We start from the raw sequence: 26,430 nt of genomic DNA on the forward strand, positions 1-26,430 counted from the left end.
GGCCGCACCCGGAATCCGGGCGCGGCCTCATGCGTTGAAGTCACACCACTGTCGCTTATCGCGACACTGTTAACTATTCACTGTTAACTCCAAAAGGCGCGGATGCCTGCGACGCCCACTGCGCCATGCTCACGGGCAAGGCAGATGTCCTCCGGCCCCACCCCTCCCAGCATGTAGCAGGCAAGGGGCAACCCGGAGGCCCATTGGCCCGCTCTCTCCCAGCCCAGAGCGGGCTGGTCTGGATGGGTCGTTGTCGGGTTAACGGGTGAAATCAGTGCGCTATCCAGACCCAGGCTGACCGCTTTATCCAGCGCCTGCTGATCATGGCAAGCCGCCGAGACCACACCGGAAAAGTCGGGACGGCGGGAGCAATCCATCAGCACACTGGCCGGCAGATGCAGACCGAACACACCCTCCGGCATTCCCCCTGCCATACCGAGGGGAGAATCTGCCCGCAACCAGACGCGCACCCCGGCACGACGACAGGTCTCCAGAATGCGCTCGCGGGCAGGATGCTGACTCCAGCCGCGCAAATAGAGGCCGGTTTGCATACTGTCCAGACGCTCGATACCTGTCAGCAACGTATTCAGCTCAATAGTATCGGGCACAATGGCAAGGCACGGGGGGAGCAGAATTGCCGTCACCACTGGCTGGTTAGCCGCCGGAAACGACAGATCTGCCAGGTCACTCAAGGCAAACCAGGCAACTTGCTGCCCTTCCTTGCCCGTGGGCACTCCTCGCCACCCGGTCACATCCCTAAAATGCAGGGTCACGTGCAAATCAGGGTACTGATGCGCAATGGTCATAAAAGGAGAAGAGAGGGACGACTCCATGCCCAGCTCCTCATAGAGCTCACGAGCCAACGCCTCATCAAGCCGCTCCCCCGGCTCCACTTTGCCACCCGGGAATTCCCAGCGGCCGCCCTGATGCTTGTGGTCCGGACGCTTGCTGAGACAGATACGCCCATCTTCGCCACGGATAATGGCGGCAACAACGGTAATGGCGGGGGTAGGTTCAGTGCTCATTTGTCTGGGTCCATTCGCTCTGGCAGCAGCCGGGTTAATGTCGGAGCGTGCTTGCACGCGAAGCAGTGGACTGGCCGGCCCAGGCAAATTCACTCTCGCTTGCAAGCAAGCCCCTACAGGGCGATGAAGCCACAGCCTCTAGGTTCGGTATTCCGCGTTGATCTTCACATAGTCATAGCTGAAGTCACAGGTCCAGACCGTGCATTCGGCCTCACCGGCATTGAGTTCAGCACGGATGGAAATGTCAGGCTGGGCCATGACGGCCGCCCCTTTGGCCTCCTGATAGTCCTCCGCTACGCCCCCCTGCTCGACCAGCAACACATCACCCAGCCACACACTCACCTTACTAACGTCCAAGGCAGCAATGGGAGCGCGGCCAATGGCCGCCAGAATCCTGCCCCAGTTAGGATCCGATGCAAACAGGGCGGTCTTGACGAGCGGAGAATGGGCGATAGTTTCCGCCACGATACGGGCATCCGCTTCGCTATCTGCCCCCGCCACCGTAATGGCCACAAACTTGGTAGCACCTTCACCGTCGCGTACCAGCGCCTGGGCAAGCTCGACGAAGACCTCTTCCAGTGCATTGAACAACAACTGACTGCTGGCATTCAGCTCGGTGATTTCCGGCATCTGTGCCTTTGCCGTGCTGATCAACATGCAGGCATCGTTGGTGGAGGTATCACCGTCTACCGTGACCCGATTGAAAGATTTGTCCGCCAATGCCTTTACCCACTGGTCCAACAGCGGCTTGGCGATGGGAGCGTCTGTGGCAATGTAGCCCAACATGGTCGCCATATTCGGCTTGATCATGCCCGACCCCTTCGACATGCCGGTCACGGTCACAGGAACACCCGCCATCTCCACCCGGCGGCTGGCCACTTTCGGGTAGGTGTCGGTAGTCATGATGCCTTCTGACGCTCGGCCCCAATGGTGTTCATCCAGGTCGGCCAAGGCCATTGGTAACCCTTTCTCGAACGCCGGCAGCGGGAACTGCTCGCCAATCACTCCGGTGGAGTACGGCAGGATTTCGTCTTCCGCACAACCCGCTGCTTGCGCCAGCAATCGACAGCTGGCCAGGCAGTTTTCCATACCCTTCTGGCCGGTGCCCGCATTGGCGTAGCCCGTATTGATCATCAAATACCGTGGTGTGGTTGTTGCCAGTCGCTGCCTGGCCACCTGCACCGGTGCGGCGCAGAAACGATTCAGGGTGAACACCCCGCTGACACGGGAACCTTCCGCCAGTTCCAGCACAACCAGATCCTTACGGTTGGCTTTCTTGATGCCCGCTTCCACGGCCGCAAGCCGGATACCGGGAACAGGTAACCACTCAGTCTGTGTCATAACCCTTTCCTCAAAAAAACAGCTGCGAGCTACCAGCCTCCAGCTGCCAGACCAAAACAAAGAAAAGCACCGGCATTACCGGTGCTTTTGTCTTTACTCACAGCTGAAAGCTCATAGCTCGAAGCTGATTTATTCAATCCTGCCGTGACACTGCTTGTATTTCTTGCCAGACCCGCAGGGGCACGGCTCGTTACGACCTACCTTGCGACCGTCACGGACGACGGTTTTGGGTTGCTGGGCCTCGCCCTCACCCGCGGCCCCGGCCGTTCCATCAGTACCCGGCTCGGCCACCGCCTGCATTTTCATTTTTTCTGCCTGACGCTGGGCCTCTTCCTGGCGCTGCTGCTCCATACGTTCCAGCTCATCATCACGGCGCACCTGGAAACTGTGTAACACGCGAATCAGCTCGTGCTGAATCTGGTTTAGCAGGGTCTGGAAGAGCTCAAACGCTTCTTTCTTGTACTCCTGCTTGGGATTCTTCTGGGCGTAACCGCGCAAATGAATCCCCTGACGCAAGTGATCCATGCTGGCCAGATGTTCTTTCCAGTGCCGATCCAGAATCTGCAGCATTAGATGCTTTTCGATACGACGCAAGTCCTCGACGCCGATCTCCGCCGCTTTACGTTCATAGTCCTCTTCCAGATTCTCCACCAGCTTCTCGACCACCCCATCGATATGGAGCTGGTTGTCCTCATTCAACCATTGGCCGACCGGTGCATGACTCTGGAATTCGGCTTCGAGCATTTTTTCGAGACCAGGGATGTCCCACTGATCCTCCACGGAGCCCGGCGCCATATAATTGTGCACCACTTCCTGAACCACATCGTAACGGATGCCTTTCACGGAGTTGGTCAGGTCATCCGTCTCGAGAATCTGGTCACGCTGGCTGTAAATAACCTGACGCTGATCGTTGGCCACATCGTCGTATTCCAGCAGATTTTTGCGGATGTCAAAGTTGCGACCTTCCACTTTACGCTGCGCATTTTCGATTGCACGCGTCACCCAGCGGTGCTCAATGGCTTCACCGTTTTCCAGGCCCAGCGAACGCATCATGCCGCGGATGCGATCCGAGGCGAAGATACGCATCAGGTCATCTTCCATGGACAGGAAGAAACGGGTGTAACCCGGATCACCCTGACGGCCAGCACGCCCGCGCAGCTGGTTATCGATACGGCGGGATTCATGACGCTCGGTGCCAATGATGTGCAGACCACCTGCTTCCATCACCTTGTCATGGTTGGCCTGCCACTCTGCACGGATCTTTTCGGCCTGGGACTCGGACGGCTCATCCATGTGTTTGATCTGCTCTTCCGGGTTACCCCCAAGCATGATGTCGGTACCCCGGCCAGCCATGTTGGTGGCGATCGTCACCGCACCAGGGCGGCCCGCCTGGGCAATAATCTGGGCTTCACGCTGGTGGAACTTGGCGTTAAGGACTTCGTGATGAATCTTGTCCTGCTTGAGCCGCTTGGAGAGATACTCCGAGGCCTCAATCGTGGCAGTGCCCACCAGCACTGGTGCACCTTTCTCTACCGCCGTTTTGATCTCCTCAACGATGGCGTCGAATTTTTCCTGCAGGCTCAGATACACCAGGTCATTGGCATCCACCCGCACCATCGGCTTGTTGGTGGGGATAACCACCACATCCATGCCGTAAATCTGGCGGAATTCCAGCGCTTCGGTATCTGCCGTACCGGTCATGCCGCCCAGCTTGTTATACAAACGGAAGTAGTTCTGGAAGGTGGTGGACGCCAGCGTCTGGTTTTCCTGCTGAATGTTCACCCCTTCCTTGGCTTCGATCGCCTGATGAATACCCTCTGACCAGCGGCGGCCTGGCATGGTACGGCCTGTATGCTCGTCCACAATCACAATCTGGCCGCCCTGAACAATGTAGTCCCGGTCGACATGGAACAAGGCATGGGCTTTCAGTGCCGCATGCACATGGTGCAGCAGGGCAAGATTATGGGCTGCGTAAAGGCTCTCACCTTCTTCCAAAAGGCCATTGCTGACCAACAGGGCTTCGATCTTCTGATGGCCATCTTCGGTCAGTTCCACCTGCCGCTGTTTCTCATCGACGAAATAATCGCCTTCGTCTTCCTCTGTCTGCCCTTTCAGATTTGGCATCAACTTGTTGATGGCCATGTACAGCTCGGAGGAATCCGACGCCGGGCCGGAGATGATCAGCGGTGTACGCGCTTCATCAATAAGAATGGAATCCACCTCATCGACAATGGCGTAATTCAACCCACGCTGAACCCGGTCTTCCAACCGGAAAGCCATATTGTCACGCAGGTAATCGAACCCGTACTCGTTATTGGTGCCGTAGGTTATGTCGGAATTATAGGCGACACGCTTCTGCTCGGAGGGCTGCTGGGACAAGATCACCCCAACCGACAGACCCAGGAACTCATAGAGCGGACGCATCCAGTTGGCATCCCGCTCGGCCAGGTAATCATTCACCGTCACCACGTGAACACCATGGCCGGACAAGGCGTTAAGATATGCTGGCAGGGTCGCGGTCAGGGTTTTACCCTCACCGGTGCGCATTTCAGAAATTCGCCCTTCATGGAGGGAAATCCCTCCCATCATCTGAACGTCGAAGTGACGCATGCCCATGACCCGGGTTGAAGCCTCACGGACCACCGCAAATGCTTCAGGCAGCAACTCATCCAGAGTCCTGCCTTGCTGGAAGGCGTCGCGGAATTCTGTTGTTTTGTGCTGTAACTCGCCGTCAGTCAGATTCGCCAGCGCTTCCCCATGGCTACCGATCGCTTCCACCAGCTTCGCCATGCGCTTGAGTTCACGATCATTCTTGGTGCCGATAATTTTTTTTACGATGGTACCCAGCATAAAACTTCCGATTCAGTAAACAGTCAGGCCACTCCGTCACGTGCGGGAAAAACCGCCAGAACGAATTGTCGCGCACGCACGACCCCAGCGGACACGAGACGGACTCAGGCAAGGGAGCCATTCTAAACACAATAGTTTGGAGAGATAAGGTGGTATTCACGGTTATCAAGGCCTGCCCATGAAAAACGGCCCCTAAGGGGCCGTTTTCGCTGTCATTTCAGCGTCTTGCACGATAAATATAGGGCTGAGGGTTAACCTGGGCGCCATTTTTCAACACTTCGTAGTGCACATGCGGCCCTGTTGATCGTCCGGAATTACCGACTTTGGCAATGGTGTCCCCGGTCCTGACGATTTCCCCGGACTCAACCACCAGTTCCGCAGCATGCCCATAACGGGTGGTAATGCCGTTACCGTGGTTGATCTCCACCATTTTACCGTAACCAGATCGCTCGCCGGAAAATGTCACTACACCGGAGCCAGTGGCAATGATGGGAGTTCCCACCTTGCCTGCAAAGTCCACCCCCTTGTGCCAGGCCACACGACCTGTGAAGGGATCTGAGCGGCGACCAAAGCGGCTGGACATCCAGCCTTTACTAAGAGGGCGACCGGACAACCAGGTCTGGTCTTCAATCTGCTTGTCAGCGAGCAGATCTTCCAGGATCTCCAACTGACGTTCGCGCCGCTCCAGGGTTGCCGTCATCTGGTCCACAGCCTCCATAAAGGAAGGCAGCTCATAGCTGGCACCTTCATCCGCAGACTCCGGACCACCCAGCCCGGGGATGGTACTGAAATCGAACTCGTCGCTGCCCACATCGGCCACTTCTACAAGCCGCTCGCCCAGCGCATCGAGACGCACCAGCCGCGCCTGGGCCTGGGCCAGTTTCAGGGTCAGGGCGCGAAACTGCTCCTGGCTCAGCTGATCCAGATCCGCCAGCGCCAGCTGTTGCTCATGGAGCTGTTCGGCAAAACGCTCGGTCATCACCGGGGTGAATTCGGGCTGATCGCTGACATGATAGATGAGTTGGTAAGTGCCCACTGCCACCAGTACCGGTAACAGCAGAAACACCCCCGCCAACATCCACGGCCAATGGCGGGGGACAGGCAGGGTACGCGAATGGCCGCGCTTGCTGTTAAGGACTATGATATTCATAAATTCGTGTAACGCACCGGTAAAAAGCCGCTTATTTCGACTAAATTCAAATAGTTACGCCCAACTCTTTATAATCTTTTTTACAATTGGCAGGCTAGTCTAAGTAAAAGCCATGAGCAAGACAACTTCGCCCAAAGCCCTCCTCTCACTGCTCAGCGGTAACGCCACCCTGTCAGCACTGATGCGAGAGGCAAGAAAATCACCCTCCCAGGCCGAGCAAAACCCGCTCGATTGCCTACCCCCCGCCCTGCGCGAGCGGGTGACGCTGATCCGGGATCAACAGCGCTGGCTAGCGCTGGTAGAAACCAGCGCTACCGCCCAGCTGCTGCGATTCCATCTTCCTCGGCTCCAGCAGGCACTACCCGGCGAACAGGTAAAGATTGTCGTGGGCGGCAAACGTCAGCCCGGACTGTCTGCCCACACTTATGCAGGCAAGGCGCGTGCCAACATTCCCAGACTTAGCCAGGAAAGTGCCCGACACATTCAGGCTTTGGCTGACACTATCGAGGATGACGGCCTAAAGGCATCACTGGAGCGCCTGGCCAGCCGCGGAGAAAGCGACTAAACCGCCATTAAACTCGCGATCCAGGCTCACGTCCGTTTGAAAAATGCTGTCACCGTGTAAACGGTGAGGGTTGATGCGCTGAAATTGCGCTCCCGTCGTTGCGGGTAATGAACCTCCGGCATAGCGGAGAGAGGCCCGAAGGGTACCAGCCAGCGGCGGGAGAACCGCCGGCTGGTCACAGGGCTTCGACGTGTGGCGGCCTTATTCGGCTGCCAGCACCGGTCGCATGTAAGAGACAGGTGCGTCGGTGGCATCTTCGAAAGTGACCACCTCATAGGAGTCCTCCTGACGGAGAATTTCCCGCAGTAGCGCGTTGTTGAGGGCATGGCCGGACTTGTGGCCAATGAACTCGCCAATCAGGCTGTGCCCCAGCAGATACAGATCGCCAATGGCATCCAGCATCTTGTGCTTGACGAATTCGTCCTCGTAACGCAGACCGTCCTCGTTAAGGATCCGGTATTCATCCACCACAATCGCGTTGTCTACGCTGCCGCCCAGCGCCAGGTTCTGGCTGCGCAGGAATTCGATATCCCGCATGAAACCGAACGTTCGGGCCCGCGCCACTTCTTTTACGAACGAGGTCGTAGAGAAGTCGATGCTGGACACCTGGTTTCGGTCTTCAAATACCGGGTGATCGAATTCAATGGAGAAAGTCACCTTGAAGCCATCAAAGGGCACGAACGTTGCCGTCTTGTCCCCTTCCCGCACCGTCACTTCCTTCTTGATGCGGATAAACTTCTTGGCGGCTTCCTGTTCCTTGATACCGGCTGACTGCAGCAGGAAGACGAACGGACCGGCACTGCCATCCATGATCGGCATTTCCGGTGCGGAGAGTTCCACAAAGGCATTATCAATGCCCAGGCCCGCCATGGCGGACAGGAAATGCTCCACAGTACCGACTTTCACGCCATCCTGAACCAGGGTGGATGAGAGTGTGGTTTCGCCCACCGCATCGGCGGCGGCCTTGATCTCCACCACCGGCTCCAGGTCCACACGCCGGAACACGATGCCGGTATCAACCGGTGCCGGGCGCACAGTCATGTAAACCTTTTCGCCGGTGTGAAGGCCCACGCCAGTTGCGCGGATCACGTTTTTCAGTGTTCGTTGTCTGATCATCTGTCTGTCACACAGCTGCGGGTATCCTCGGGATACCGCTTTCCTCAACACAAAATTAGGGCGCAATTATACTGCAACTCCCTGATTTTGCACCAATGCCGCCAGACCGTTAGTCGGCCTGACGACGCAGGAAGGTCGGAATATCAATGAAATCCAGATCTTCCGCGGTGTTTACCGCCTGCTGGCCACGACCGCTGGCTGCCTGCTGAGCGGCGCGTTTGCGCTCCACAGCGGGACGATCCAGATCACTGTAGTCCACTCGACCATCAGCGGCGACAGGAGTCTGACGGCCACGCACCACTTTTAGTTCCTGCTGGGCAGCACCCAGACCGGTGGCGACGACAGTCACACTGATGTTATCGCCCATATCCGGGTCGATCGCGGTACCGATGATCACGTTGGCATCTTCACCGGCCAGCTCACTGACGATCTCGCCCACTTCAGAGAACTCGTCCAGCGCGATGGATTCGTTAGCGGTGATGTTGACCAGAATGCCACGGGCGCCGCGCAGGTCCACATCTTCCAGCAGCGGGCTGGAAATGGCCGCACGAGCTGCATCAGCTGCACGTTCCTCGCCACTGGCGGTACCGGAGCCCATCATCGCCGTACCCAGCTCGCTCATTACTGTACGAACGTCGGCGAAATCCACGTTGATCATCCCCGGACGCACGATCAGATCGGCAATCCCTTTCACCGCACCCTGGAGTACGTCGTTGGCCGCCTTGAAGGCATCCAGCAGGCTGGTGGAACCACCCAGAACAGACTGCAGTTTTTCGTTGGGGATGGTGATCAGGGAGTGAACATGCTCCTTGAGCTCCTCGATCCCTTCCTGCGCAGAGCGCATGCGCTTCTTGCCTTCGAAGGGGAACGGCTTGGTCACAACCGCCACGGTGAGGATACCCAGCTCCTTGGCGATTTCCGCCACGACCGGAGCGGCACCGGTACCCGTACCGCCGCCCATGCCAGCGGTCACAAAGACCATATCGGCACCGTCCAGCAGTTCGGCAATGCGATCGCGGTCTTCCAGCGCAGACTGACGACCGATTTCGGGGTTAGCACCCGCACCCAGACCCTTGGTCACCTGGCTTCCCAGCTGAATCACGGTCTTGGCTTGAGCATTACGCAGGGCCTGTGCATCGGTGTTGGCGCAGATGAAATCCACCCCCTCAACTCCGGAACGCACCATGTGGTCCACGGCATTACCGCCGCCACCACCGACACCTACCACTTTGATTACCGCGCCATGGGGCACGCTGTCTTCCAGTTTGAATTGCATGGTTGATCTCCCGTTTGTTGCTTCCCTGTTTACTTCATAACGTCACGTCGAATGTTCCGGTGGTGTTACCGCGGCCCGGAACCGCCGCTTGCGCTCATTGGCGGTGATGTCGCGTTTCCAACAACACCGCCTTAAAAATTGCCTTTAAACCAGTTCTTGAAGCGCTCCATCCAGTCCACCTGTCCGCCACCGGCCTGGGCGCGAGCACTGCCACCGTCTTTTTCCATACGCTGGCCGTACAGCAACAGGCCCACCGCCGTGGAATAGATCGGGTTACGCACCACATCGGTGAGCCCGGCGATCCCCTGGGGCGCCCCCAGGCGTACCGGCATATGGAAAATTTCTTCTGCCAGATCTACCGCACCTTCGATCTTGGAAGAGCCACCGGTGAGCACGATGCCGCCCGGGATCAGGTCCTCAAAACCGGAGCGGCGAATTTCCGCCTGCACCAGCGTGAACAACTCGTCGTAACGAGGCTCGACCACTTCGGCCAGATTCTGGCGGCTGAGGGTCCGTGGTGGACGGTCGCCAACGCTGGGCACCTTGATGGTTTCGTCGGCACCGGCCAGTTGGGTCAGCGCGCAGGCGTACTTGATCTTGATTTCGTCGGCATGCTGCTTGGGGGTACGCAGGGCCATGGCGATATCGTTGGTCACCTGGTCACCGGCAATCGGAATATTGGCGGTATGACGAATCGCCCCTTCGGTGAAGATGGCAATGTCTGTGGTGCCACCGCCGATATCCACAATACAGACACCCAGTTCACGCTCATCTTCCGTCAGCACCGCATGGGCACTGGCCAGCTGTTCGAGAATGATGTCGTCCACTTCCAGGTTGCAGCGACGCACACACTTCTCGATGTTCTGGGCCGCATTGACCGCACAGGTAACCAGATGCACCTTGGCTTCAAGACGCACGCCACTCATGCCAATGGGCTCACGGACACCTTCCTGATTGTCCACCACATATTCCTGTGGCAGCACATGCAGGGTCTTCTGGTCGGCCGGAATCGCTACCGCCTGGGCGGCATCAATGACCCGGTCGATATCAGCCTGAGCGACCTCACGATCACGAATGGCGACAATGCCGTGGGAGTTGAGGCTTCGCACATGAGAGCCGGCAATACCTGCGTAGACAGTGTGAATGTGACAGCCCGCCATCAGCTCTGCTTCTTCGACCGCGCGCTGAATGGAGCGCACCGTGGCCTCGATATCCACCACCACGCCTTTCTTCATGCCGCGAGAGGGCTGTGAGCCAATGCCGACGATTTCCATGGTGCCATCGGCAGATGTCTGCCCGACGATGGCCACCACCTTGGAGGTGCCAATGTCGAGACCGACAATCATGTTTTCCGTTTCTGTTGCCATGTCACCTAACTCCTAACTCTGCTCGCCCCAGGTCACCGCCATGCCATCTGCATAACGCAGATCCACGCGGGTGACGCGGCGACTGTCCGTGCTCAGCACACCCCGATAAAGCCGCACAAAGCGGCGAAGTTTGGTGGTGTACTGCTCACGGTCGACCACCAGTTGCATGTCATTATCCAGCGTCAGCCGCGCGGTCAGTCGTGCGTTGACGTCCATACTGCGAATGCCCAGATCCACATCCGCCAGCATCTTGCCCATGCTGTGATAGAAAGCCATGACTTCCTCCAGCCGTTGTTCAGGGCCATTCAGGTGTGGCAGGCCGCTCAGGTCGTACTGCTTGAGCGCCTTAAAGGGCTCCCCGCTATCCGACACCAACACGGTTTCGTTCCACACCGCCACCGGGCGCCGCTCTTCCACGGTCAACACCACGGTGTCGGGCCACTGGCGGCGCACTGACACGCCTTCTACCCAGCTCAGCCCCTGCGCCTGCTGGTAGATCTCTTCCAGCGGCACAGAAAAATAGTTTTCATCTCGCACCAGCGCCGCCAACGCGGTCTGGATCTGCTGCTGACGACGCACGTCTGTCACACCGTCAACGCCCACTTTGCGGATGGGATAACCATCCAGTGCGGCGGGCAGATAAATCACACCCAGCAACAGCACCACCGCCACACTGCCCACCAACATCCACGGCACCGCGGCAGACAATCGCTCCTGCAGCGGCACGCCCGCCTTTTTGGCAGGCTTGCGGCGAGCGCCACGGGGCGCCGGGGCATTTTTAGCCACCGGTCTGCTCCACCGCCAGCAGCAGGATCTCACCCACCAGGGCATCGAAATCACGGCCCGCCGCTTTCGCTGCCATGGGCACCAGGGAATGGTCTGTCATCCCCGGCACGGTATTCACTTCCAGCAACTGCCACTGGCCCTCGGCGTCGCGCATCACGTCCACACGGCCCCAGCCCCGGCAACCAGCCACACGGAAAGCGGTCAGCGCCAGCTGGCGGATGGCCTTTTCGTCAGCTTCGTCCAGCCCTGCCGGACAGAGGTATTCGGTGCTGTCAGACTGGTACTTGGCCTCGAAGTCATAAAAGGCATGGGGCGTCTTCAGACGAATGGCCGGCAACGCCTCATCGCCCAGCAGCGCCACGGTATACTCCGGGCCGTTTACCCAGGCCTCGACCAGCACATCAGAATCGAACTTGCCCGCTTCCTCGAGCGCGGCGGCCAGCTGTTCCGCGTTATCGGCCTTGGCCATGCCAATAGAAGAACCCTCATGGGCAGGCTTGATCATCAGCGGAAAACCCAGCTCCAACTCCTCACGACCGGCCACATAAAATGCCGGTGTCGGCAGCCCCGCGCCTTTCCACAATTGCTTGGTGCGCACCTTGTCCATGCCAATGGCCGAGGCCATTACCCCGGAGCCGGTGTAAGGGATGCCCAGGTGTTCGAGTACGCCCTGGATCACACCGTCTTCACCACCACGGCCATGCAGGGCAATAAAGGCGGCATCGAACCCCTTGAGGGTATCCACACTCTTGTCCGCAGGATCCACCAGCTCGGCAATCAACCCCAAGTTGCGCAACGCCTGATGCACGGCAGCACCACTTTTCAGTGACACCGGACGCTCGGCGGATTTGCCGCCTGCCAGTACCGCTACCCGGCCAATGCTGGCCAGTTGCTTCTTCAGCAGCACCTTATCCACGCTTGGCGCCTCCCTGTTCAGCCAGTTCCTTCGCAATGGCACCGACGTTGCCGGCCCCCTGAGTGACCAACAGATCACCATCACGAAGTTGGGTATTCAAAATAGTCGCCAATTTGGCCGGGTCATCGACAAACACCGGCTCGACCTGACCACGCTTGCGGATGCTGCGACACAGCGCCCGGGCATCAGCGCCAGGAATCGGATCTTCACCCGCGCCATACACTTCCAGCATCAGCAACACATCCACCCCGGACAGGACCTCCACGAAGTCCTCATAGAGATCCTGGGTGCGGGTATAGCGATGCGGCTGGAACAGCATGGCAAGACGACGGCCTGGCCAACCGGCACGAATCGCGTCAATGGTCACTCCAACCTCGCTGGGGTGATGACCGTAATCATCCACCAGGGTCGCGCTGCCACCGTCAAAGTGATATTCGCCCTGCACATCAAAGCGGCGCCCCACTCCCGAGAAATTATTCAGGCCACGAACGATAGCCTCGTCATCGGCGCCTTCGTCAGCCGACACCGCAATGGCCGCCAGGGCATTCAGCACATTGTGCTTGCCCGGCATGTTCAGAGAGATCTGCAGCGGCTCCCCTTCCTTTCGGATGACCCGGAATGTGGTCGTCATGCCTTGCTGCTGAACGTCTTCGGCACGCAGGTCCGCATCTTCGCTGAAGCCGTAACGAATCACCTGACGATTCACCCGTGGCAACAGTTTTCGCACCACGGGATCATCCACACACATCACCGCCACACCGTAAAACGGCAGATTGTGGAGGAATTCAACAAAGGTGTTTTCCAGTTGCGCGAAATCACCACCGTAGGTGTGCATGTGATCGGCTTCGATGTTGGTGACGATGGCGCTCATGGGCTGCAGGTGCAGGAAGCTGGCATCGGATTCGTCGGCTTCTGCCACCAGGTAGCGACTCTGGCCAAGACGGGCATTGGTCCCGGCACTGTTCAGGCGCCCGCCAATAACGAAGGTGGGATCAAGCCCGGCTTCTGCCATGATCGCCGCCGTCATGGACGTCGTCGTTGTCTTGCCGTGGGTGCCGGCGACGGCGATGCCATGGCGGAAACGCATCAGCTCCGCCAGCATCTGTGCACGCGGCACCACCGGCACTCGCCGGGCATGGGCCTCGGCCACTTCCACGTTCTCGGTGTTGACCGCCGTCGACGTCACTACCACGTCGGCACCATCAATATTCTCGGCTCGATGACCGATTTCGACGCGCACACCAAGGCTGCGCAGGCGAGCGACCACCGGCGATTCCTTGATGTCACTGCCACTGATGGCATAGCCCTGATTGGCCAGCACCTCAGCGATACCGCACATCCCTACACCACCGATACCCACAAAATGGATACCGCGAATTCGGCGCATCTCCGGCACCGTATGGATGTTGTCGTTATCGGCCATTGGCCACCTCCTCACACAGCGTGGCCGCGCGCTCGGCGCTATCGACCACGGCCTGCTCACGGGCTCGCTGTGCCATTTGCGACAGCGCACCCCGTTCTGCAACCGGTTTCAGTGTCGCGGCCAGGGTGGCCGCGCTCAGTTCCCGCTGGGGCAACAGCAGGGCCGCGCCCCGGTCTGACAACCAACGGGCGTTCAATGTCTGGTGGTCGTCCACTGCCGTGGGCAATGGAATGAACAGTGCCGCCACACCTGCAGCTGCCACCTCAGCCACCGTCAGGGCACCGGCGCGACAGATCACCAGATCCGCCCAGCCGTAGGCCTCTGCCATGTCATCAATAAACTCACTGACCTGGGCATTCATGCCCAGCGCGTCGTAAATCGGCGCGGCCTCGGCCGTGCGTCCCGCGCCACACTGATGGCGAACCTGAATATCGCGGCCCAGCACCGCCAACAGCAGTTCTGGCAGGTCTTGATTAAGCACCAAGGCTCCCTGACTGCCACCGACGATCAGTACCCGCAGGCCACCCTGATGCCGGGCATAGCGATTGACTGGTTCGGCAATGGCCGCAATGTCAGCCCGCACCGGGTTACCCACCCAGCACGCCTGCTTGCCAATGAACGCGCCATCGAACCCTTCCAGCGTGACGGTGGCCATTTTGGACAGCAGTCGATTGGTCAATCCCGGTACGGCGTTCTGCTCATGCACTACCACCGGCACCTTGCACAGTCTTGCCGCCAACCCACCAGGGCCACTGGCAAAACCGCCAAACCCCACCGCCAGCACAGGCTGGCGCTGACGAATAATCTGACGCGCCTGCAGCACCGCACGTAGCAGGTTGAACGGCGCCGTCAGCTTGCGCTTGAGACCACCACCGCGCAGACGCGATACCGACAACTCGGCAATGTCATAGCCATGTCGCCGCACCAGCTGGCCTTCCATTCCGTGCTCCGCTCCCAGCCAGAGAATGTCGAAGCCTCGCGCGCGCAACTGGTCTGCGACGGCAAGGGCAGGGAACACATGCCCCCCCGTGCCGCCAGCCATGATCAGGATGGTCCGACTCATCGCGCCGTCCTCCCTCTGGCTTTCAACTGTTCGGCTTCGGCCCCGGCCCGCAGGATCAACCCGATCATGGCGGCAGACACCAGCAGCGAAGAGCCGCCATAGCTGATAAAGGGCAGCGTTAGTCCCTTGGTCGGCAACATGCCCATGTTCACGCCCAGATTGATAAAGGCCTGGGAACAGAACACAAACGCACAGCCATAAACCAGGTAGGCGTGATACAGAAAACCGCGCTCTTCCAGCGAATGGCCCAGCCGGAAAACCCGCCAGCCCAGCAAGATAAAGCCGCTGATCAACGCGATATTTCCCAACAGCCCCAGTTCTTCTGCCATCACGGCATAAACGAAGTCGGTATGGGCTTCCGGCAGGTAAAACAGTTTCTGCACGCTGTTACCCAGCCCCACCCCTGTCAGGTGCCCACGGCCGAAGGCAATCAGGCTCTGGGTCAACTGATAACCCGCCCCGAACTGGTCAGACCAGGGATCGGTAAAGGTCATCAGGCGCGCCACACGGTAGGGTTCGGCCACGGCCACCAGCGCCCCCAGCCCCACCGCCATCAGACCAATCAGCAGAAAACGCAGGGTCGGCACGCCAGACAGGAACAACATGCCCATGGCGGTAATACCCAGCACCACCACTGCACCAAAGTCCGGTTCCAGCAGCAGCAACAGCATCAATACGCCCAACAGCCCCAGCGGCAGCAAAAACGCTTTCCACTCTGCCTCCAGCGCCGCCTTGCGTTCTGCCACGTAGCCAGCCATGTACAACACGAAGCACAGCTTCACGATTTCCGATGCCTGGATTGTTAGGCCCGGCAGGGCAATCCAGCGAGTCGACCCGTTCACGGTGCGTCCCAGCCCCGGGATAAACACCATCACCAGCACCACCAGCGCCACCGGCAGCATCACAAAACGCAGGCGCTCCAGCAGGGCCAGCGGGACCGCGTAATACACGAATGCGCCCACACCCAGCCCCAGGGCAAGGTAAATGCCATGGCGCAGGGCGTAATAGAACGGGTCACCGAGACGGGTTTCGGCAATCTGCAAGCTCGCGGAGGACACCATCACCAGACCGGCCAACGCCAGCAGGATCGCGGTCCACAGCAACGGTTTGTCGACCCCTTTGCTATCCAGTTTCAGGATCATGCGCTCAGTCATGGCACACCTCCCGAACCCGTGATGCGAAATCATCCCCACGTGCCGCGAAGCCACTGTACATATCGAACGAGGCGCAGGCGGGCGACAACAACACGGCATCACCGGGTTGGGCCAGAGCATGGGCCCGGGCCACGGCAGCCTGCATGTCAGCCACCAATTCACAGGGCGCCGCAGACATGCCTTCGGCCAGTACGTTTCGGTCTTCACCCATCAGCAAGGCAGCACGCAGATACTGACGAGCAGGTTCTGCCAGCGGCGAGAAATCCTGCCCTTTGCCCTGCCCGCCTCCGATCAGGATGACCTTGCCCTCAATGCTTTCGCCAATCCCTGTCAGCGCCGCCAGCGTGGCACCCACATTGGTCGCCTTGGAATCGTTGAACCAGCGCACGCCGCCAGTATCGGCAACCAGCTGACAACGGTGGGCCAGCCCGGTGAAGGTTTTTACCGTGGCCAATGCCTTGTCACGGTTCAGCGCCAGCGCATCGCTGATGGCCAACACCGCGAGGATATTCATGGCATTGTGATGGCCGGTGAGCGCCAGCTCCGACAATTCCAACAATGGCTCACCACGGCACAGCAACTGTCCGCTCTCACTATCGAGGCGGTAATCGGCTTCCGGGTGTGCACCAAAGGTCACTTGTCTCGGCACCGTCGCAGGCGGACGGGTTGCCGGATCATCCCGATTCCATACCGCCACCTGACACCCGTCGTAAATGCGCTGCTTGGCCGCCAGGTAATCGGCAAAGCTGGCATAGCGGTCCAGATGGTCCTGAGAGACGTTAAGAATGGTGGCCACATCGGCGCTCAGGCTGTAGGTGGTTTCCAGCTGGAAGCTGGACAACTCAAGCACATAGAGCCTGGCCTGATCACTCAACAGATCCAGTGCAGGCACACCCAGATTGCCGCCGATGCCGGGATTCATTCCACAGGCATCCGCGACCTGACCCAGCAACGTCGTCACGGTGCTCTTGGCATTGGAACCGGTAATCGCCACGACGGGCTCACTGGCAGCGCGCGCAAACAGCTCCACATCACCAATGACTTCCTTGCCAGCCACAACCTGCTCGGCGATGGCGGGCGTAGAGACCGCCACCCCGGGGCTGACAATCAACCGACGGGCCTTTTTCATCCAGCCGGCCTTGAAGCCGCCGGTGTGAATTTTCACCTCAGGGAAGTCGGCACGCAGGGCATCCAGACCCGCCGGCTCGGCACGGGTATCCAGCGCACGCACAGGCATCCCCTGATCCGTCAGATAACGGATCACGGAACGCCCGGATACGCCGAGGCCGATGACCAGATCGAAACCGTCTTTCGCCATATGCCTAACTCAAGCCCCTATCGGATCTTCAGGGTCGCCAGACCCACCAGTACAAGAATCACGGTGATGATCCAGAACCGCACAATAATCTTCGGCTCCGGCCACCCTTTCAGTTCAAAGTGGTGATGAATCGGCGCCATACGGAAAATCCGCCGGCCGGTAAGCTTGAACGAGCCCACCTGCAACATCACCGAGACCGTCTCCATCACAAACACACCGCCCATGATGAAGAGCACAATTTCCTGGCGGACGATCACCGCCATCACACCCAGCACGGCACCCAGTGCCAATGCCCCCACATCGCCCATGAACACCTGAGCGGGGTAGGCGTTGAACCACAGAAAACCCAGCCCGGCCCCACACAGTGCCGCAGAGATAATCACCAGCTCACCGGCACCGGCGACGTAGGGGATCTGCAGGTAGGTGGCAAATTCGGTATGCCCACCGGCATAGGCAAAGATGCCCAACGCACCACCCACCAGCACGGTAGGCATGATGGCCAGCCCATCCAGCCCGTCGGTAAGGTTCACCGCGTTGCTGGTGCCGTTGATCACAAAGTAAGTCAGCACGATGTAGAACCAGCCCATGTTGATGGCCACGTTCTTGAAGAACGGCACAATCAGCTGGGTTTCCACGGGGCTTTGGGCCGTAAAGAACAGCGCAAACGCCGCCCCCAGCGAACCCACTGATAACCACAGATACTTCCACCGGGCGGGCAGACCGCGCGGGTTCTTTTCCACCACCTTGCGCCAGTCATCTACCCAACCCACGGCACCAAAAATGAACAGCACCCCAAGGGTGATCCACACAAAGCGGTTGCTCAGATCCGCCCACAGCAACGTGGAAATGACAATGGCCACCAGAATCAGCGCCCCCCCCATGGTCGGGGTGCCGGCCTTGCTCAAGTGGCTCTTGGGACCATCCTCACGAATTGCCTGCCCGACCTGCTTTTCACGCAGCTTGCGGATCATGATCGGGCCTACCCAGAAGGCGATGAACAACGCCGTCAGCACGCTCAGGATGCCGCGCAGGGTGATGTACTGAACCACCAGAAAACCGTTATGGAACTGCGCCAGGTATTCAGCCAGCCAGAGCAACATCAGTGCGTCCCCTTTGTTTGTGTATGAGGGCCAGCGCCCAGTGTCAGTTGTTGCACCACCGCTTCCATGCCGGCCGTGCGCGAACCTTTCACCAACACGGTGCCGCCGTCTTGCAGCACCGGGGCACTCCAGTCCACCGCCTGTTGATGCTCATCGGCAATCAATGCCTGATCGCCAAATTCACTGGCCGCCGCTTGCGCGCCGCGCATGACGACCAGTCTGTCCAATCCTTTTTCACGGGCATACGCCCCCAACTCTGCGACCAGAGTGTCGGCCTGCGGCCCCAGCTCGCCCATGGCACCCAGCACCAGCATCCGTGGCGCCGGTTGACTGGCCAGCCAGTCGATTGCCGCACGCACCGAACCGGGATTGGCGTTGTAGGTATCGTCAACCAACATGCCCTGCGCTACCGGGTGCAGGTTCATACGCCCTGGCACCGGTTTGAGCGTAGCCAGCCGCGGCAGCACTTCGGCCAGCTCAACACCCAGCGCACGAACCGCTGCACATGCCATCAGGGCATTGTTGACCTGGTGGGCACCCGGCAGTGGCACAGTGACCGTTTCCCCCAGCGGTTGCAGGACAAATTCAGCACGGTCCTGATGCAGAACAATTTGTTCGGCATACAGGTCTGCCGCCCCGCGGGTGCTAATGCGAATCACATTGAGCCCGGCCTTGATGGCTTCGCCCGCAAAAAACTCGGCGAAGGAATCATCGTTGTTGATGATGGCCCGACCACCCGGCACACAGCCGCCAAAAATTTCCGCCTTGGCATTGGCAATGCCCTGCATGGAGCCAAATCCTTCCAGATGGGCACCGGTCACATTGGTCACCAGCACCACCTTCGGTTTGGTCAGTTGACTGGTCCAGGCGATTTCCCCCGGAGCATTGGCTCCCAGCTCAATCACTGCATAACGGTGCTCGGCCCGCAGCCGTAACAGGGTCAACGGCACACCAATGTCATTATTGAAGTTGCCCGCGGTGGCCAGGGTGTCGCTACCCAACATGGCAGCGGCCATTTCCTTGACCGTGGTTTTCCCGGCATTACCCGTCACCGCCAGGCGCTCGGCAGTAAATTGATCGGCATAACCACTGGCCAGACGGCCCAGCCCCTGACGGGTATCGGCTACCTGCACCGCAGAAGCAAAGACCTCCTGCTCACGATCAACCAGCGCCGCACTGGCACCGTTTGCCTGCGCTTGCATCAGGAAATCGTGGGCATCAAAGCGGTCGCCCTTGAGGGCAACGAACAAGCTGCCCGGGGTCATGTTGCGGGTATCCGTGACGACCGCGGGCACGATCAGGTCTTCACCCTGCAACCGGCCACCTGTCCACTGTGCTACCTGGGAAAGTCGCATCACTGCACACCCCCCGGTTTGCGGTAAGCGGCCAGCGCATCACGGGCCAGCAGGCGATCATCGGAAGGATGTCGCACGCCGTTAATTTCCTGATAATCCTCATGGCCCTTGCCGGCCACCAGAATCACATCCTGTGCAGAGGCTGCTGACACCACTTGCGCAATGGCCGCTGCCCGGTGGGTATTCTCTTTCACGCTGTCGGGGGCACGCAGTCCTGCGCGCATCTGATCAATGATGGTTTGAGGGTCTTCACTGCGTGGATTGTCGCTGGTAAGCATCACCGCATCGGCCAGGCGCTCCGCCACCGCCGCCATTTGCGGACGTTTGCCGCTATCCCGATCGCCACCGCAGCCCACAATGCAATGCAGCTTGCCATCGAAATGGGCGCGGCATGCCTGCAGGGCTTTTTCCAGGCCATCGGGAGTGTGTGCATAATCCACGATGACGGTCGGACCCTCATCGGCGGTCACAGGTTCCATACGTCCTGGCACCGGGGTAATTGCCGACAAGGCCCCGCCCAGTGCGGCAGCCTCGACACCCTGCCCATGCAGGATGCCCGCCACCGCCATGACATTGCTGAGATTGAATGGGCCAAACAGCGGCAGCGCAATCGAGACACTCTCGCCTCCCACCATCAGAGTGGCGTGCATACCGCTGTCGTTATAGGTCACGTCGTCGCAACGCACGGTAGCGCCCTGCTGGGCACCGTAGGTCACGCAGCGAACGCCATCGGCCAGGCAACCCACCAGTGAGCCCGCAGCATGATCATCGCAATTGATCACTGCCAACTTCACCCCGTCACGGGTGAACAGCACCGATTTGGCTGCCAGATAGGCTTCCATATCGCCGTGGTAATCCAGATGGTCACGGCTGAGATTACTGAACACCGCCGTCATGACCGGAGTGTTGCCAAGCCGCCCCTGGTCCAGAGCATGGGAAGAGACTTCCATGGCCACCGTATCAGCACCCGCGTCACGGGCGCTGGCCAGTGCGGCCTGCAGGGTCACAGGATCCGGGGTGGTGTGGCCGGTCTGCTGCTCTTTTCCCTTGAGCCCAACGCCAAGCGTGCCAACCAGGGCGCAACGGTGGCCCAGTGCATTCAAGGCATCACGCAGAAACCAGGTGATGCTGGTTTTGCCATTGGTGCCGGTCACCCCGGTAATTGACAGTCCTTTGGCCGGCTCACCGTACCAGCGCGCTGCCACATCACCCACCTTGTCAGCCAGCCCTGGCACCTGCACACAGGGCACCTGCTGCTCGAATGACAACGTAAAGGTATCGCCTTGTGCCAGCACCGCAGCGGCACCGGCGCGAATCGCCTCGGCGATATAACGGCGACCATCGCTGGCCACACCCGGCACGGCAATGAATGCATCACCAGAACCCACCCGACGGCTGTCGAGTTGCAGCCCGGAAACGACAACGCCTGCCGCATCGGCAGGCAGGGTGTAGTCAGGAAGCAGCTGCTGCAGACTCATCATGAACGGTCCTCCGGATCAGGACCGCCAGCCAACAGGCCTTCAGGCTTGTCTGGTGGAACATGCAGGGTACGCAGAACCCCACTCATGATGTTGGAGAAAGCGGGCGCCGCCACCAGCCCCCCGTAATAATCTTCACCGCGGGGGTCGTCGATCACCACCACCGTAACAATGCGCGGGTCCGTGGCGGGTGCCAGCCCGGCAAACAAGCCAATGTAATTATCGTCGGCATAACCGCCCGCGACGACCTTGTGTACAGTTCCGGTCTTACCAGCCACCTGATACCCGGGCACCTGCGCACGGCGCGCAGTCCCCACACGGCTTACCACGGTTTCCAGCATCTGCACCAATTGACGGGCTGTGGTCTTGCCCAGCACCTGTTCGCCCTGGGGAATGCCGTCAACCTTCTTCAGGGTCAGCGGCACTTTGACACCGTCATTTGCCAACACGGCATAAGCCTGGGCCAACTGAACTGCTGACACGCTCAGGCCATAGCCGTAGGAGAGCGCCGCGCGCTCCACATCCCGCCACTGACTGCGCAGCGGCAACAAGCCGTCACTCTCTCCGGGAAAGGAGATCCCGGTCGCGCGCCCAAAACCGAAGCGCTCCAGATAATCCGGCAAGGCTTGCTGGTCCATGGCCAACGCCAGCTTGCTGGTACCCACATTGGAGCTCTTGGTCAGCACGGTAGTGATATCGATGACCCCGTAATCCCGGTGATCACGAATCGTCTTGGACCCCACGCGCAGAGTACCCGGATGGGTGTTGATCGTAGTAGACGGCGTCACCATGCCCATTTCCAGGGCGGCGGCTACCGTAAACGGCTTCATGGTTGAACCCGGCTCGAACAAATCGGTTACCGCGCGATTACGCAGTGCTGCCGTATCCAGGTTGCCTCGGTTGTTGGGGTTGTAGGCTGGCTGGTTGACCATGGCGAGCACTTCACCGGTGCGCACATCCACCACCACCGCACTGCCGCCACGGGCCTTGTGTTTTTGCACGGCGCCCAGCAATTCGCGATAGGCCAAGTACTGCAGGCGCAAATCGATACTCAGGGTGATATCTTCACCGGGCTCTGCCGGCTCCAGCACCTCGATATCCTGGATGACACGCCCCAGCAGATCGCGGACCACCTTCTTGCGGCCACTATGACCGGACAGGTGGTCATCCATGGCCAACTCCGTCCCTTCCTGGCCTTCGTCATCGATGTTGGTGAACCCCACCACATGACTGCTGACTTCACCGGCAGGATAGTAACGGCGATATTCCGTCAGCGAGTGGATCCCGGGGATATTCAGGTCCAGTACCTGTTTGGCTGCTTCAGGTGCCAACCCGCGCTCCAGATAAACGAACTCGCGGCTCTCGTGCCGGCGCACCTTGCGGGCGAAGTCTTTCTGGGTGACCACACTGTTACCTGCAAGGCGCGACCACTGCTCCGGGTGCTCCAGCGCCTCCCGGGGGTTGGCCCACAGGGTCACCACCGGAGTACTCACGGCCAACGGGCGCCCGGCACGATCACGGATCACACCACGGTGCGCCGCCAACGGCTCAACCCGCAGGTTGCGGATGTCACCCTGATGCGCCAAGAAATCATGCTGAACAACTTGCAGGTCAACGGCCCGGGCCAGCAAAAGACAGGCACAGACCATCCAGAACCCCAGCACAAAGCGCCAGCGCATCCGGTGGTTAGGTTGCCGTGTCTTGCGGGCCTGTTTTTTCATGGCCGTATCAACACTCTCTCATCGGTCTTCGGTAACTTCATGCCCAGCTCTTCTCTGGCCAGGCGCTCAACCCGGGCATAGCTGCCCCAGGTGCTGTGCTCCAACAACAACTGACTCCACTGACTCTCAAGACGGGTCTGTTGTTGCTGTAATTTCTGGCTTTCGTCGGTCAGACGGCGTGCTTCGTGAACGCTGTAGCTCACCGCCAACGCGGATACCGCCACCGCCACAACCAGAAAGCGAATAACCCAGGGGGCTGTCACGCCACCTTCTCCGCCACCCGCAATACCGCACTACGCGAGCGAACATTCACTTTCAGCTCGCCCTTGCTGGCGCGTATGGCCTTGCCTACTGGCTCCAACCGCTGGGGCATTTCCTCACCCAACGGCAAACCGCCGCGCCCCTTGGGGGCCCGACCGGAATGATCGCGAATAAACAATTTCACGATCCTGTCTTCCAGAGAATGGAAGCTAATAATGGCGAGACGCCCGCCGATGGCGAGCGTCTCGAGGGACTGTTCGAGCACTTTGTTCAGCGCATCCAGTTCCCCGTTTATATGTATCCTTAATGCCTGAAAGCTGCGTGTCGCCGGATGCTTGCCGGGCTCGCCGCGCCCCAGCACCGACTCAATCAACTCCGCCAGCTGCAAGGTGCGAGTGATAGGCTGCTCGCCGCGCACCTCACAAATACGTCGTGCGATACGCCGCGATTTGCGCTCTTCACCGTAGCGATACAACACATCGGCAATCGCCTTTTCTTCTGCCCGTGCCAGCCATTGCGCGACACTTTCACCACTGGTGGGATCCATGCGCATATCCAGAGGACCATCGCGCAGGAAACTGAACCCCCGGGCGGCATCATCCAACTGCGGCGACGACACACCCAGGTCCAACAACAGACCATCAATCGGACGGCCCAACGCTGCCACCGCCTGCGGCAAACAGTCGAAGCGATTGGCGACAATCTGGAAACGGCTGTCTTCAGCCGCCAGCGCGTCACCGACCGCAATGGCCTGGGGATCACGATCGATACCCACCAGACGCCCCTTCGGGTCCAGCTTGGCCAGCAGCGCGCGGCTGTGCCCACCTCGTCCGAAGGTGCCGTCTACATAAGCTCCATCGCTGCGGCTGAACCACATTTCCAGCACCTCTTCCAGCATCACCGGCTGGTGTTCGTACTGCGTCCCTGTGTCGGTCATCAGAAGGACAGCTCCTGCACACTTTCCGGAAGGGCTTCCGGATCCAGCGTGCTGTCCTCTTCCAACCAGCTTTCCGCTTTCCAGATCTCAAAACGATGCATTTGGCCAATCAGCATGGCCTGCTTTTCCAGGCCGATGGCGGTGCGCAACTCCGGCGGCACCAGCAGGCGGCCATTGCTGTCCATATCAATTTCCACCGCCTGCCCCAGGAAACGTCGCTTGAGCTGGCGCACCTGCGGACTGGAGTCACGCTGGGCTGACAGCTTGCGAGCGGTTTCCATGAATTCGTCTCGTGGGTAGAGCGCCAGACATTCGTCATAGGGGTGACGAGTAAGCACAAGCTGGCCGCCGCAGGCTTCGTTCAACGAAGCACGGTAGCGGGTCGGCATGGTAAGCCGCCCCTTGGCATCCAGATTGAGTGATGTGCTCCCAGTAAACACTGGCTGTCCTCGGTCTCTTGGTTATGCGGTTCCTTCCCGGGCATCGGCGCTTTCGCCCCACTTCATGACACCCGCCAATCGAAATTTCCCACTTTTTCCCACTTTTCACCACATTGCGACACTCTAGGACTTCTGCAAACCCCAAGTCAAGCGAGAGACAGACAGCAAACGTAAAAGAATTTCCAGACAAATCAGCCTGTTAGACGAACAAGTCAGCCTTCAATGGCGAAATGGGAAGTGACGAATGGAAGGAGTTTCGAGACGAATCAGAGCGCTGGGGCGCGCAAGTGAGAAAGCACTTTAAGTGTTAGACAAATTAGTTATCACTAACAACGATTTAAATTCCATAAAAGACTAAAGAGCCGCCAGGGTAGAGCCCGGCAGGACTCTCGCCCACTCAAACCACCCTCAAATCCAGAGCACTCTCTGCCGGCAAGCGATAGTCATCTTCCGCCAGCAGATCCACTCCGCAATCCAGCTCTGCCAGCCAATCCAGAAATCGACCAACCTGCGCACCCGCAAAATAGCCCCCATGCTGCGGCACAATCTTGGCAGGCCCGAGCTTTCGCACCATGGAAACCCACAGCCGGCAGGCACGATTGCTTGCCATGTAGCGACGATGGAAGCCAGCCATACTGTGGATGTGATCCGAAAAATCGGTTACCTCACCTTCTTCTCCCCCCAGAGAGGCTCCAATATCGCCGGAAAACAGAATTCGACTGATCGGGTCATAAAAGCTGAAATTACCCACTGAATGAAGAAAATGCGCGGGCAGCACCCATAGCTCGCTGTCGCCGAACGGCAGCACCTTGCCTCTGTCTGCAATCCCGAGGATTCGCGACTGCAGCGCTTCGCCCATTTTACCAGTGACATAACTGGACGCCAGATGAGGCAAAAATCGCGACCACAGCCGGCTCACCACCACCTGACACCGGGTATGCATCAACCAGCGGGGAAGCGAAGCGATAATATCCGGGTCCTGATGGGAGGCGAGAATATACTCCAACCCCTCGAGCTTGATCAGTCGGCTCAAGGCGATATTCAACGGGGTGTAAGTCAGATCACCCCCGGGATCAATAAGCGCAGCACGCTCGTGGCGGCGAATACAAAACTGATTGGCCTGGACCCCCTCCCCCACCACGAGATCGGCAAATCGCAGCACCTCGTGCTCTCCCTCTTTAAACAGGATATCTACCTGAGCCATGCGCCGCTCCTCTGGTCTTTTCGCAAAGAGAGGCACCATAGCAAGGCGCCAACAAAGCGCCCTGACCCAGGTCAAACAGGTGAGAGTCCATAGCAAAGAGCCCGATACGCTTTCACGTATCGGGCTCTTCAAAAAAGGTGGATCGGTCGATAAGCCGGGTTCTGTCGTGGACAGTCATTCATCTGGGGCTGGCGTCGCCACCAGCCTCTAGCAACCTACCCGGATCCAGCGCGGGCCACGCCATAGGATCCCTATTTGGTCTTGCTCCGGGTGGGGTTTACCCTGCCACCACTGTTACCAGCGGCGCGGTGCGCTCTTACCGCACCTTTTCACCCTTACCTGATCACCCAAGGTGGAACAGGCGGTATCTTCTCTGTGGCACTAGCCGTAGCCACACCGTCACCAGTGTGGCCCCCAGGCGTTACCTGGCACCCTGCCCTGCGGAGCCCGGACTTTCCTCCAGCATCCCCTTCCTAGAAAGGCGCTGCCAGCGACTGTCTGACCGATCCGGAAGCGATTTTAATCAGTTAATAATTAATAGTGAATAATTAATAACTGCGCGATGCCGCTTTTCTGTCTCTGAA

22 protein-coding genes and 1 other RNA gene are annotated in these 26,430 nt (G+C 59.2%); 1 reads left to right on the forward strand and 22 read right to left on the reverse strand.

All coding sequences use genetic code 11. The features are described from left to right. Nucleotides 1-83 precede the first annotated feature (83 nt). From A15D_RS06315 to A15D_RS06330, 4 genes are all read right to left on the reverse strand, one after another. The gene (locus tag A15D_RS06315; RefSeq protein WP_102791252.1) at nucleotides 84-1,025 is read right to left on the reverse strand and encodes a Nudix family hydrolase; all 942 of its coding nucleotides are present in this window, start codon (nucleotides 1,023-1,025) and stop codon (nucleotides 84-86) included. Between the two features lie 138 nt (nucleotides 1,026-1,163). Next, nucleotides 1,164-2,366 (reverse strand): bifunctional glutamate N-acetyltransferase/amino-acid acetyltransferase ArgJ, encoded by a 1,203-nt coding sequence (argJ, locus tag A15D_RS06320; RefSeq protein WP_102791253.1) that lies wholly within the window; start codon nucleotides 2,364-2,366, stop codon nucleotides 1,164-1,166. A gap of 129 nt (nucleotides 2,367-2,495) precedes the next feature. Beyond that, nucleotides 2,496-5,216, reverse strand: a complete 2,721-nt coding sequence (gene secA, locus A15D_RS06325; protein WP_102791254.1) for a preprotein translocase subunit SecA — start codon at nucleotides 5,214-5,216, stop codon at nucleotides 2,496-2,498. A 217-nt stretch (nucleotides 5,217-5,433) separates the two neighbouring features. Then, entirely contained in the window at nucleotides 5,434-6,366 is a 933-nt protein-coding gene (locus A15D_RS06330) for a M23 family metallopeptidase (RefSeq protein WP_031226263.1), read from the reverse strand. Between the two features lie 112 nt (nucleotides 6,367-6,478). Here A15D_RS06330 and A15D_RS06335 point away from each other — a divergent pair, with 112 nt between their 5' ends. Continuing rightward, nucleotides 6,479-6,931, forward strand: a complete 453-nt coding sequence (locus tag A15D_RS06335; protein ID WP_022984995.1) for a hypothetical protein — start codon at nucleotides 6,479-6,481, stop codon at nucleotides 6,929-6,931. 201 nt (nucleotides 6,932-7,132) lie between these two features. Here the strand turns inward: A15D_RS06335 and lpxC are convergent, their stop codons facing one another. From lpxC to rnpB, 18 genes are all read right to left on the reverse strand, one after another. Then, the gene (lpxC, locus tag A15D_RS06340) at nucleotides 7,133-8,047 is read right to left on the reverse strand and encodes a UDP-3-O-acyl-N-acetylglucosamine deacetylase (RefSeq protein WP_022984994.1); all 915 of its coding nucleotides are present in this window, start codon (nucleotides 8,045-8,047) and stop codon (nucleotides 7,133-7,135) included. Nucleotides 8,048-8,156: 109 nt separating this feature from the next. Continuing rightward, nucleotides 8,157-9,323, reverse strand: coding sequence for a cell division protein FtsZ (ftsZ, locus tag A15D_RS06345; protein WP_022984993.1), 1,167 nt, complete (start codon nucleotides 9,321-9,323; stop codon nucleotides 8,157-8,159). Between the two features lie 131 nt (nucleotides 9,324-9,454). Further along, entirely contained in the window at nucleotides 9,455-10,690 is a 1,236-nt protein-coding gene (gene ftsA / locus A15D_RS06350; RefSeq protein WP_022984992.1) for a cell division protein FtsA, read from the reverse strand. Nucleotides 10,691-10,702: 12 nt separating this feature from the next. Further along, complete coding sequence (locus tag A15D_RS06355; RefSeq protein WP_102791255.1) at nucleotides 10,703-11,476, reverse strand: cell division protein FtsQ/DivIB; 774 nt, start codon at nucleotides 11,474-11,476, stop codon at nucleotides 10,703-10,705. Continuing rightward, nucleotides 11,469-12,392, reverse strand: coding sequence for a D-alanine--D-alanine ligase (locus A15D_RS06360; protein WP_022984990.1), 924 nt, complete (start codon nucleotides 12,390-12,392; stop codon nucleotides 11,469-11,471). The genes A15D_RS06355 and A15D_RS06360 overlap by 8 nt, the downstream gene beginning before the upstream one ends. After that, entirely contained in the window at nucleotides 12,385-13,815 is a 1,431-nt protein-coding gene (gene murC, locus A15D_RS06365) for a UDP-N-acetylmuramate--L-alanine ligase (RefSeq protein ID WP_022984989.1), read from the reverse strand. The genes A15D_RS06360 and murC overlap by 8 nt, the downstream gene beginning before the upstream one ends. Then, the gene (gene murG, locus A15D_RS06370) at nucleotides 13,805-14,878 is read right to left on the reverse strand and encodes an undecaprenyldiphospho-muramoylpentapeptide beta-N-acetylglucosaminyltransferase (protein ID WP_102791256.1); all 1,074 of its coding nucleotides are present in this window, start codon (nucleotides 14,876-14,878) and stop codon (nucleotides 13,805-13,807) included. Before murG ends, murC begins: the two co-directional genes overlap by 11 nt. Then, a complete protein-coding gene (ftsW, locus tag A15D_RS06375) occupies nucleotides 14,875-16,032 on the reverse strand; it encodes a putative lipid II flippase FtsW (RefSeq protein WP_102791257.1) in 1,158 nt (385 codons plus the stop codon). The genes murG and ftsW overlap by 4 nt, the downstream gene beginning before the upstream one ends. After that, the gene (gene murD, locus A15D_RS06380; RefSeq protein WP_102791258.1) at nucleotides 16,025-17,350 is read right to left on the reverse strand and encodes a UDP-N-acetylmuramoyl-L-alanine--D-glutamate ligase; all 1,326 of its coding nucleotides are present in this window, start codon (nucleotides 17,348-17,350) and stop codon (nucleotides 16,025-16,027) included. The genes ftsW and murD overlap by 8 nt, the downstream gene beginning before the upstream one ends. Nucleotides 17,351-17,367: 17 nt before the next feature. Next, a complete protein-coding gene (mraY, locus tag A15D_RS06385; RefSeq protein ID WP_022984985.1) occupies nucleotides 17,368-18,450 on the reverse strand; it encodes a phospho-N-acetylmuramoyl-pentapeptide-transferase in 1,083 nt (360 codons plus the stop codon). Further along, nucleotides 18,450-19,805 (reverse strand): UDP-N-acetylmuramoyl-tripeptide--D-alanyl-D-alanine ligase, encoded by a 1,356-nt coding sequence (gene murF, locus A15D_RS06390; protein WP_102791259.1) that lies wholly within the window; start codon nucleotides 19,803-19,805, stop codon nucleotides 18,450-18,452. Before murF ends, mraY begins: the two co-directional genes overlap by 1 nt. Then, a complete protein-coding gene (locus tag A15D_RS06395) occupies nucleotides 19,805-21,286 on the reverse strand; it encodes a UDP-N-acetylmuramoyl-L-alanyl-D-glutamate--2,6-diaminopimelate ligase (RefSeq protein ID WP_102791260.1) in 1,482 nt (493 codons plus the stop codon). The genes murF and A15D_RS06395 overlap by 1 nt, the downstream gene beginning before the upstream one ends. After that, the gene (locus A15D_RS06400) at nucleotides 21,283-23,004 is read right to left on the reverse strand and encodes a penicillin-binding protein 2 (protein ID WP_102791261.1); all 1,722 of its coding nucleotides are present in this window, start codon (nucleotides 23,002-23,004) and stop codon (nucleotides 21,283-21,285) included. The genes A15D_RS06395 and A15D_RS06400 overlap by 4 nt, the downstream gene beginning before the upstream one ends. Next, nucleotides 23,001-23,267, reverse strand: a complete 267-nt coding sequence (gene ftsL / locus A15D_RS06405; protein WP_022984981.1) for a cell division protein FtsL — start codon at nucleotides 23,265-23,267, stop codon at nucleotides 23,001-23,003. Before ftsL ends, A15D_RS06400 begins: the two co-directional genes overlap by 4 nt. Then, nucleotides 23,264-24,202 (reverse strand): 16S rRNA (cytosine(1402)-N(4))-methyltransferase RsmH, encoded by a 939-nt coding sequence (gene rsmH, locus A15D_RS06410; protein ID WP_102791262.1) that lies wholly within the window; start codon nucleotides 24,200-24,202, stop codon nucleotides 23,264-23,266. The genes ftsL and rsmH overlap by 4 nt, the downstream gene beginning before the upstream one ends. After that, entirely contained in the window at nucleotides 24,202-24,642 is a 441-nt protein-coding gene (gene mraZ / locus A15D_RS06415) for a division/cell wall cluster transcriptional repressor MraZ (RefSeq protein ID WP_022984979.1), read from the reverse strand. Before mraZ ends, rsmH begins: the two co-directional genes overlap by 1 nt. A 397-nt stretch (nucleotides 24,643-25,039) precedes the next feature. Next, nucleotides 25,040-25,846, reverse strand: a complete 807-nt coding sequence (locus A15D_RS06420; protein ID WP_102791263.1) for an MBL fold metallo-hydrolase — start codon at nucleotides 25,844-25,846, stop codon at nucleotides 25,040-25,042. A 134-nt stretch (nucleotides 25,847-25,980) separates the two neighbouring features. Continuing rightward, an RNA gene (gene rnpB, locus A15D_RS06425) (RNase P RNA component class A) lies at nucleotides 25,981-26,356 on the reverse strand. Between the last annotated feature and the right edge of the window lie 74 nt (nucleotides 26,357-26,430).

Origin of the sequence: Alcanivorax sp. MD8A, assembly GCF_002888555.1 — a bacterium.
Classification (GTDB): domain Bacteria; phylum Pseudomonadota; class Gammaproteobacteria; order Pseudomonadales; family Alcanivoracaceae; genus Alcanivorax.

Bases quoted from the DNA above. Each gene is read 5' to 3' on its own strand.
- A15D_RS06315 (WP_102791252.1), bottom strand. From the start codon at position 1,025: ATGAGCACTGAACCTACCCCCGCCATTACCGTTGTTGCCGCCATTATC.
- argJ (WP_102791253.1), bottom strand. From the start codon at position 2,366: ATGACACAGACTGAGTGGTTACCTGTTCCCGGTATCCGGCTTGCGGCC.
- secA (WP_102791254.1), bottom strand. From the start codon at position 5,216: ATGCTGGGTACCATCGTAAAAAAAATTATCGGCACCAAGAATGATCGT.
- A15D_RS06330 (WP_031226263.1), bottom strand. From the start codon at position 6,366: ATGAATATCATAGTCCTTAACAGCAAGCGCGGCCATTCGCGTACCCTG.
- A15D_RS06335 (WP_022984995.1), top strand. From the start codon at position 6,479: ATGAGCAAGACAACTTCGCCCAAAGCCCTCCTCTCACTGCTCAGCGGT.
- lpxC (WP_022984994.1), bottom strand. From the start codon at position 8,047: ATGATCAGACAACGAACACTGAAAAACGTGATCCGCGCAACTGGCGTG.
- ftsZ (WP_022984993.1), bottom strand. From the start codon at position 9,323: ATGCAATTCAAACTGGAAGACAGCGTGCCCCATGGCGCGGTAATCAAA.
- ftsA (WP_022984992.1), bottom strand. From the start codon at position 10,690: ATGGCAACAGAAACGGAAAACATGATTGTCGGTCTCGACATTGGCACC.
- murC (WP_022984989.1), bottom strand. From the start codon at position 13,815: ATGGCCGATAACGACAACATCCATACGGTGCCGGAGATGCGCCGAATT.
- murG (WP_102791256.1), bottom strand. From the start codon at position 14,878: ATGAGTCGGACCATCCTGATCATGGCTGGCGGCACGGGGGGGCATGTG.
- ftsW (WP_102791257.1), bottom strand. From the start codon at position 16,032: ATGACTGAGCGCATGATCCTGAAACTGGATAGCAAAGGGGTCGACAAA.
- murD (WP_102791258.1), bottom strand. From the start codon at position 17,350: ATGGCGAAAGACGGTTTCGATCTGGTCATCGGCCTCGGCGTATCCGGG.
- mraY (WP_022984985.1), bottom strand. From the start codon at position 18,450: ATGTTGCTCTGGCTGGCTGAATACCTGGCGCAGTTCCATAACGGTTTT.
- murF (WP_102791259.1), bottom strand. From the start codon at position 19,805: ATGCGACTTTCCCAGGTAGCACAGTGGACAGGTGGCCGGTTGCAGGGT.
- A15D_RS06395 (WP_102791260.1), bottom strand. From the start codon at position 21,286: ATGATGAGTCTGCAGCAGCTGCTTCCTGACTACACCCTGCCTGCCGAT.
- A15D_RS06400 (WP_102791261.1), bottom strand. From the start codon at position 23,004: ATGAAAAAACAGGCCCGCAAGACACGGCAACCTAACCACCGGATGCGC.
- rsmH (WP_102791262.1), bottom strand. From the start codon at position 24,202: ATGACCGACACAGGGACGCAGTACGAACACCAGCCGGTGATGCTGGAA.
- A15D_RS06420 (WP_102791263.1), bottom strand. From the start codon at position 25,846: ATGGCTCAGGTAGATATCCTGTTTAAAGAGGGAGAGCACGAGGTGCTG.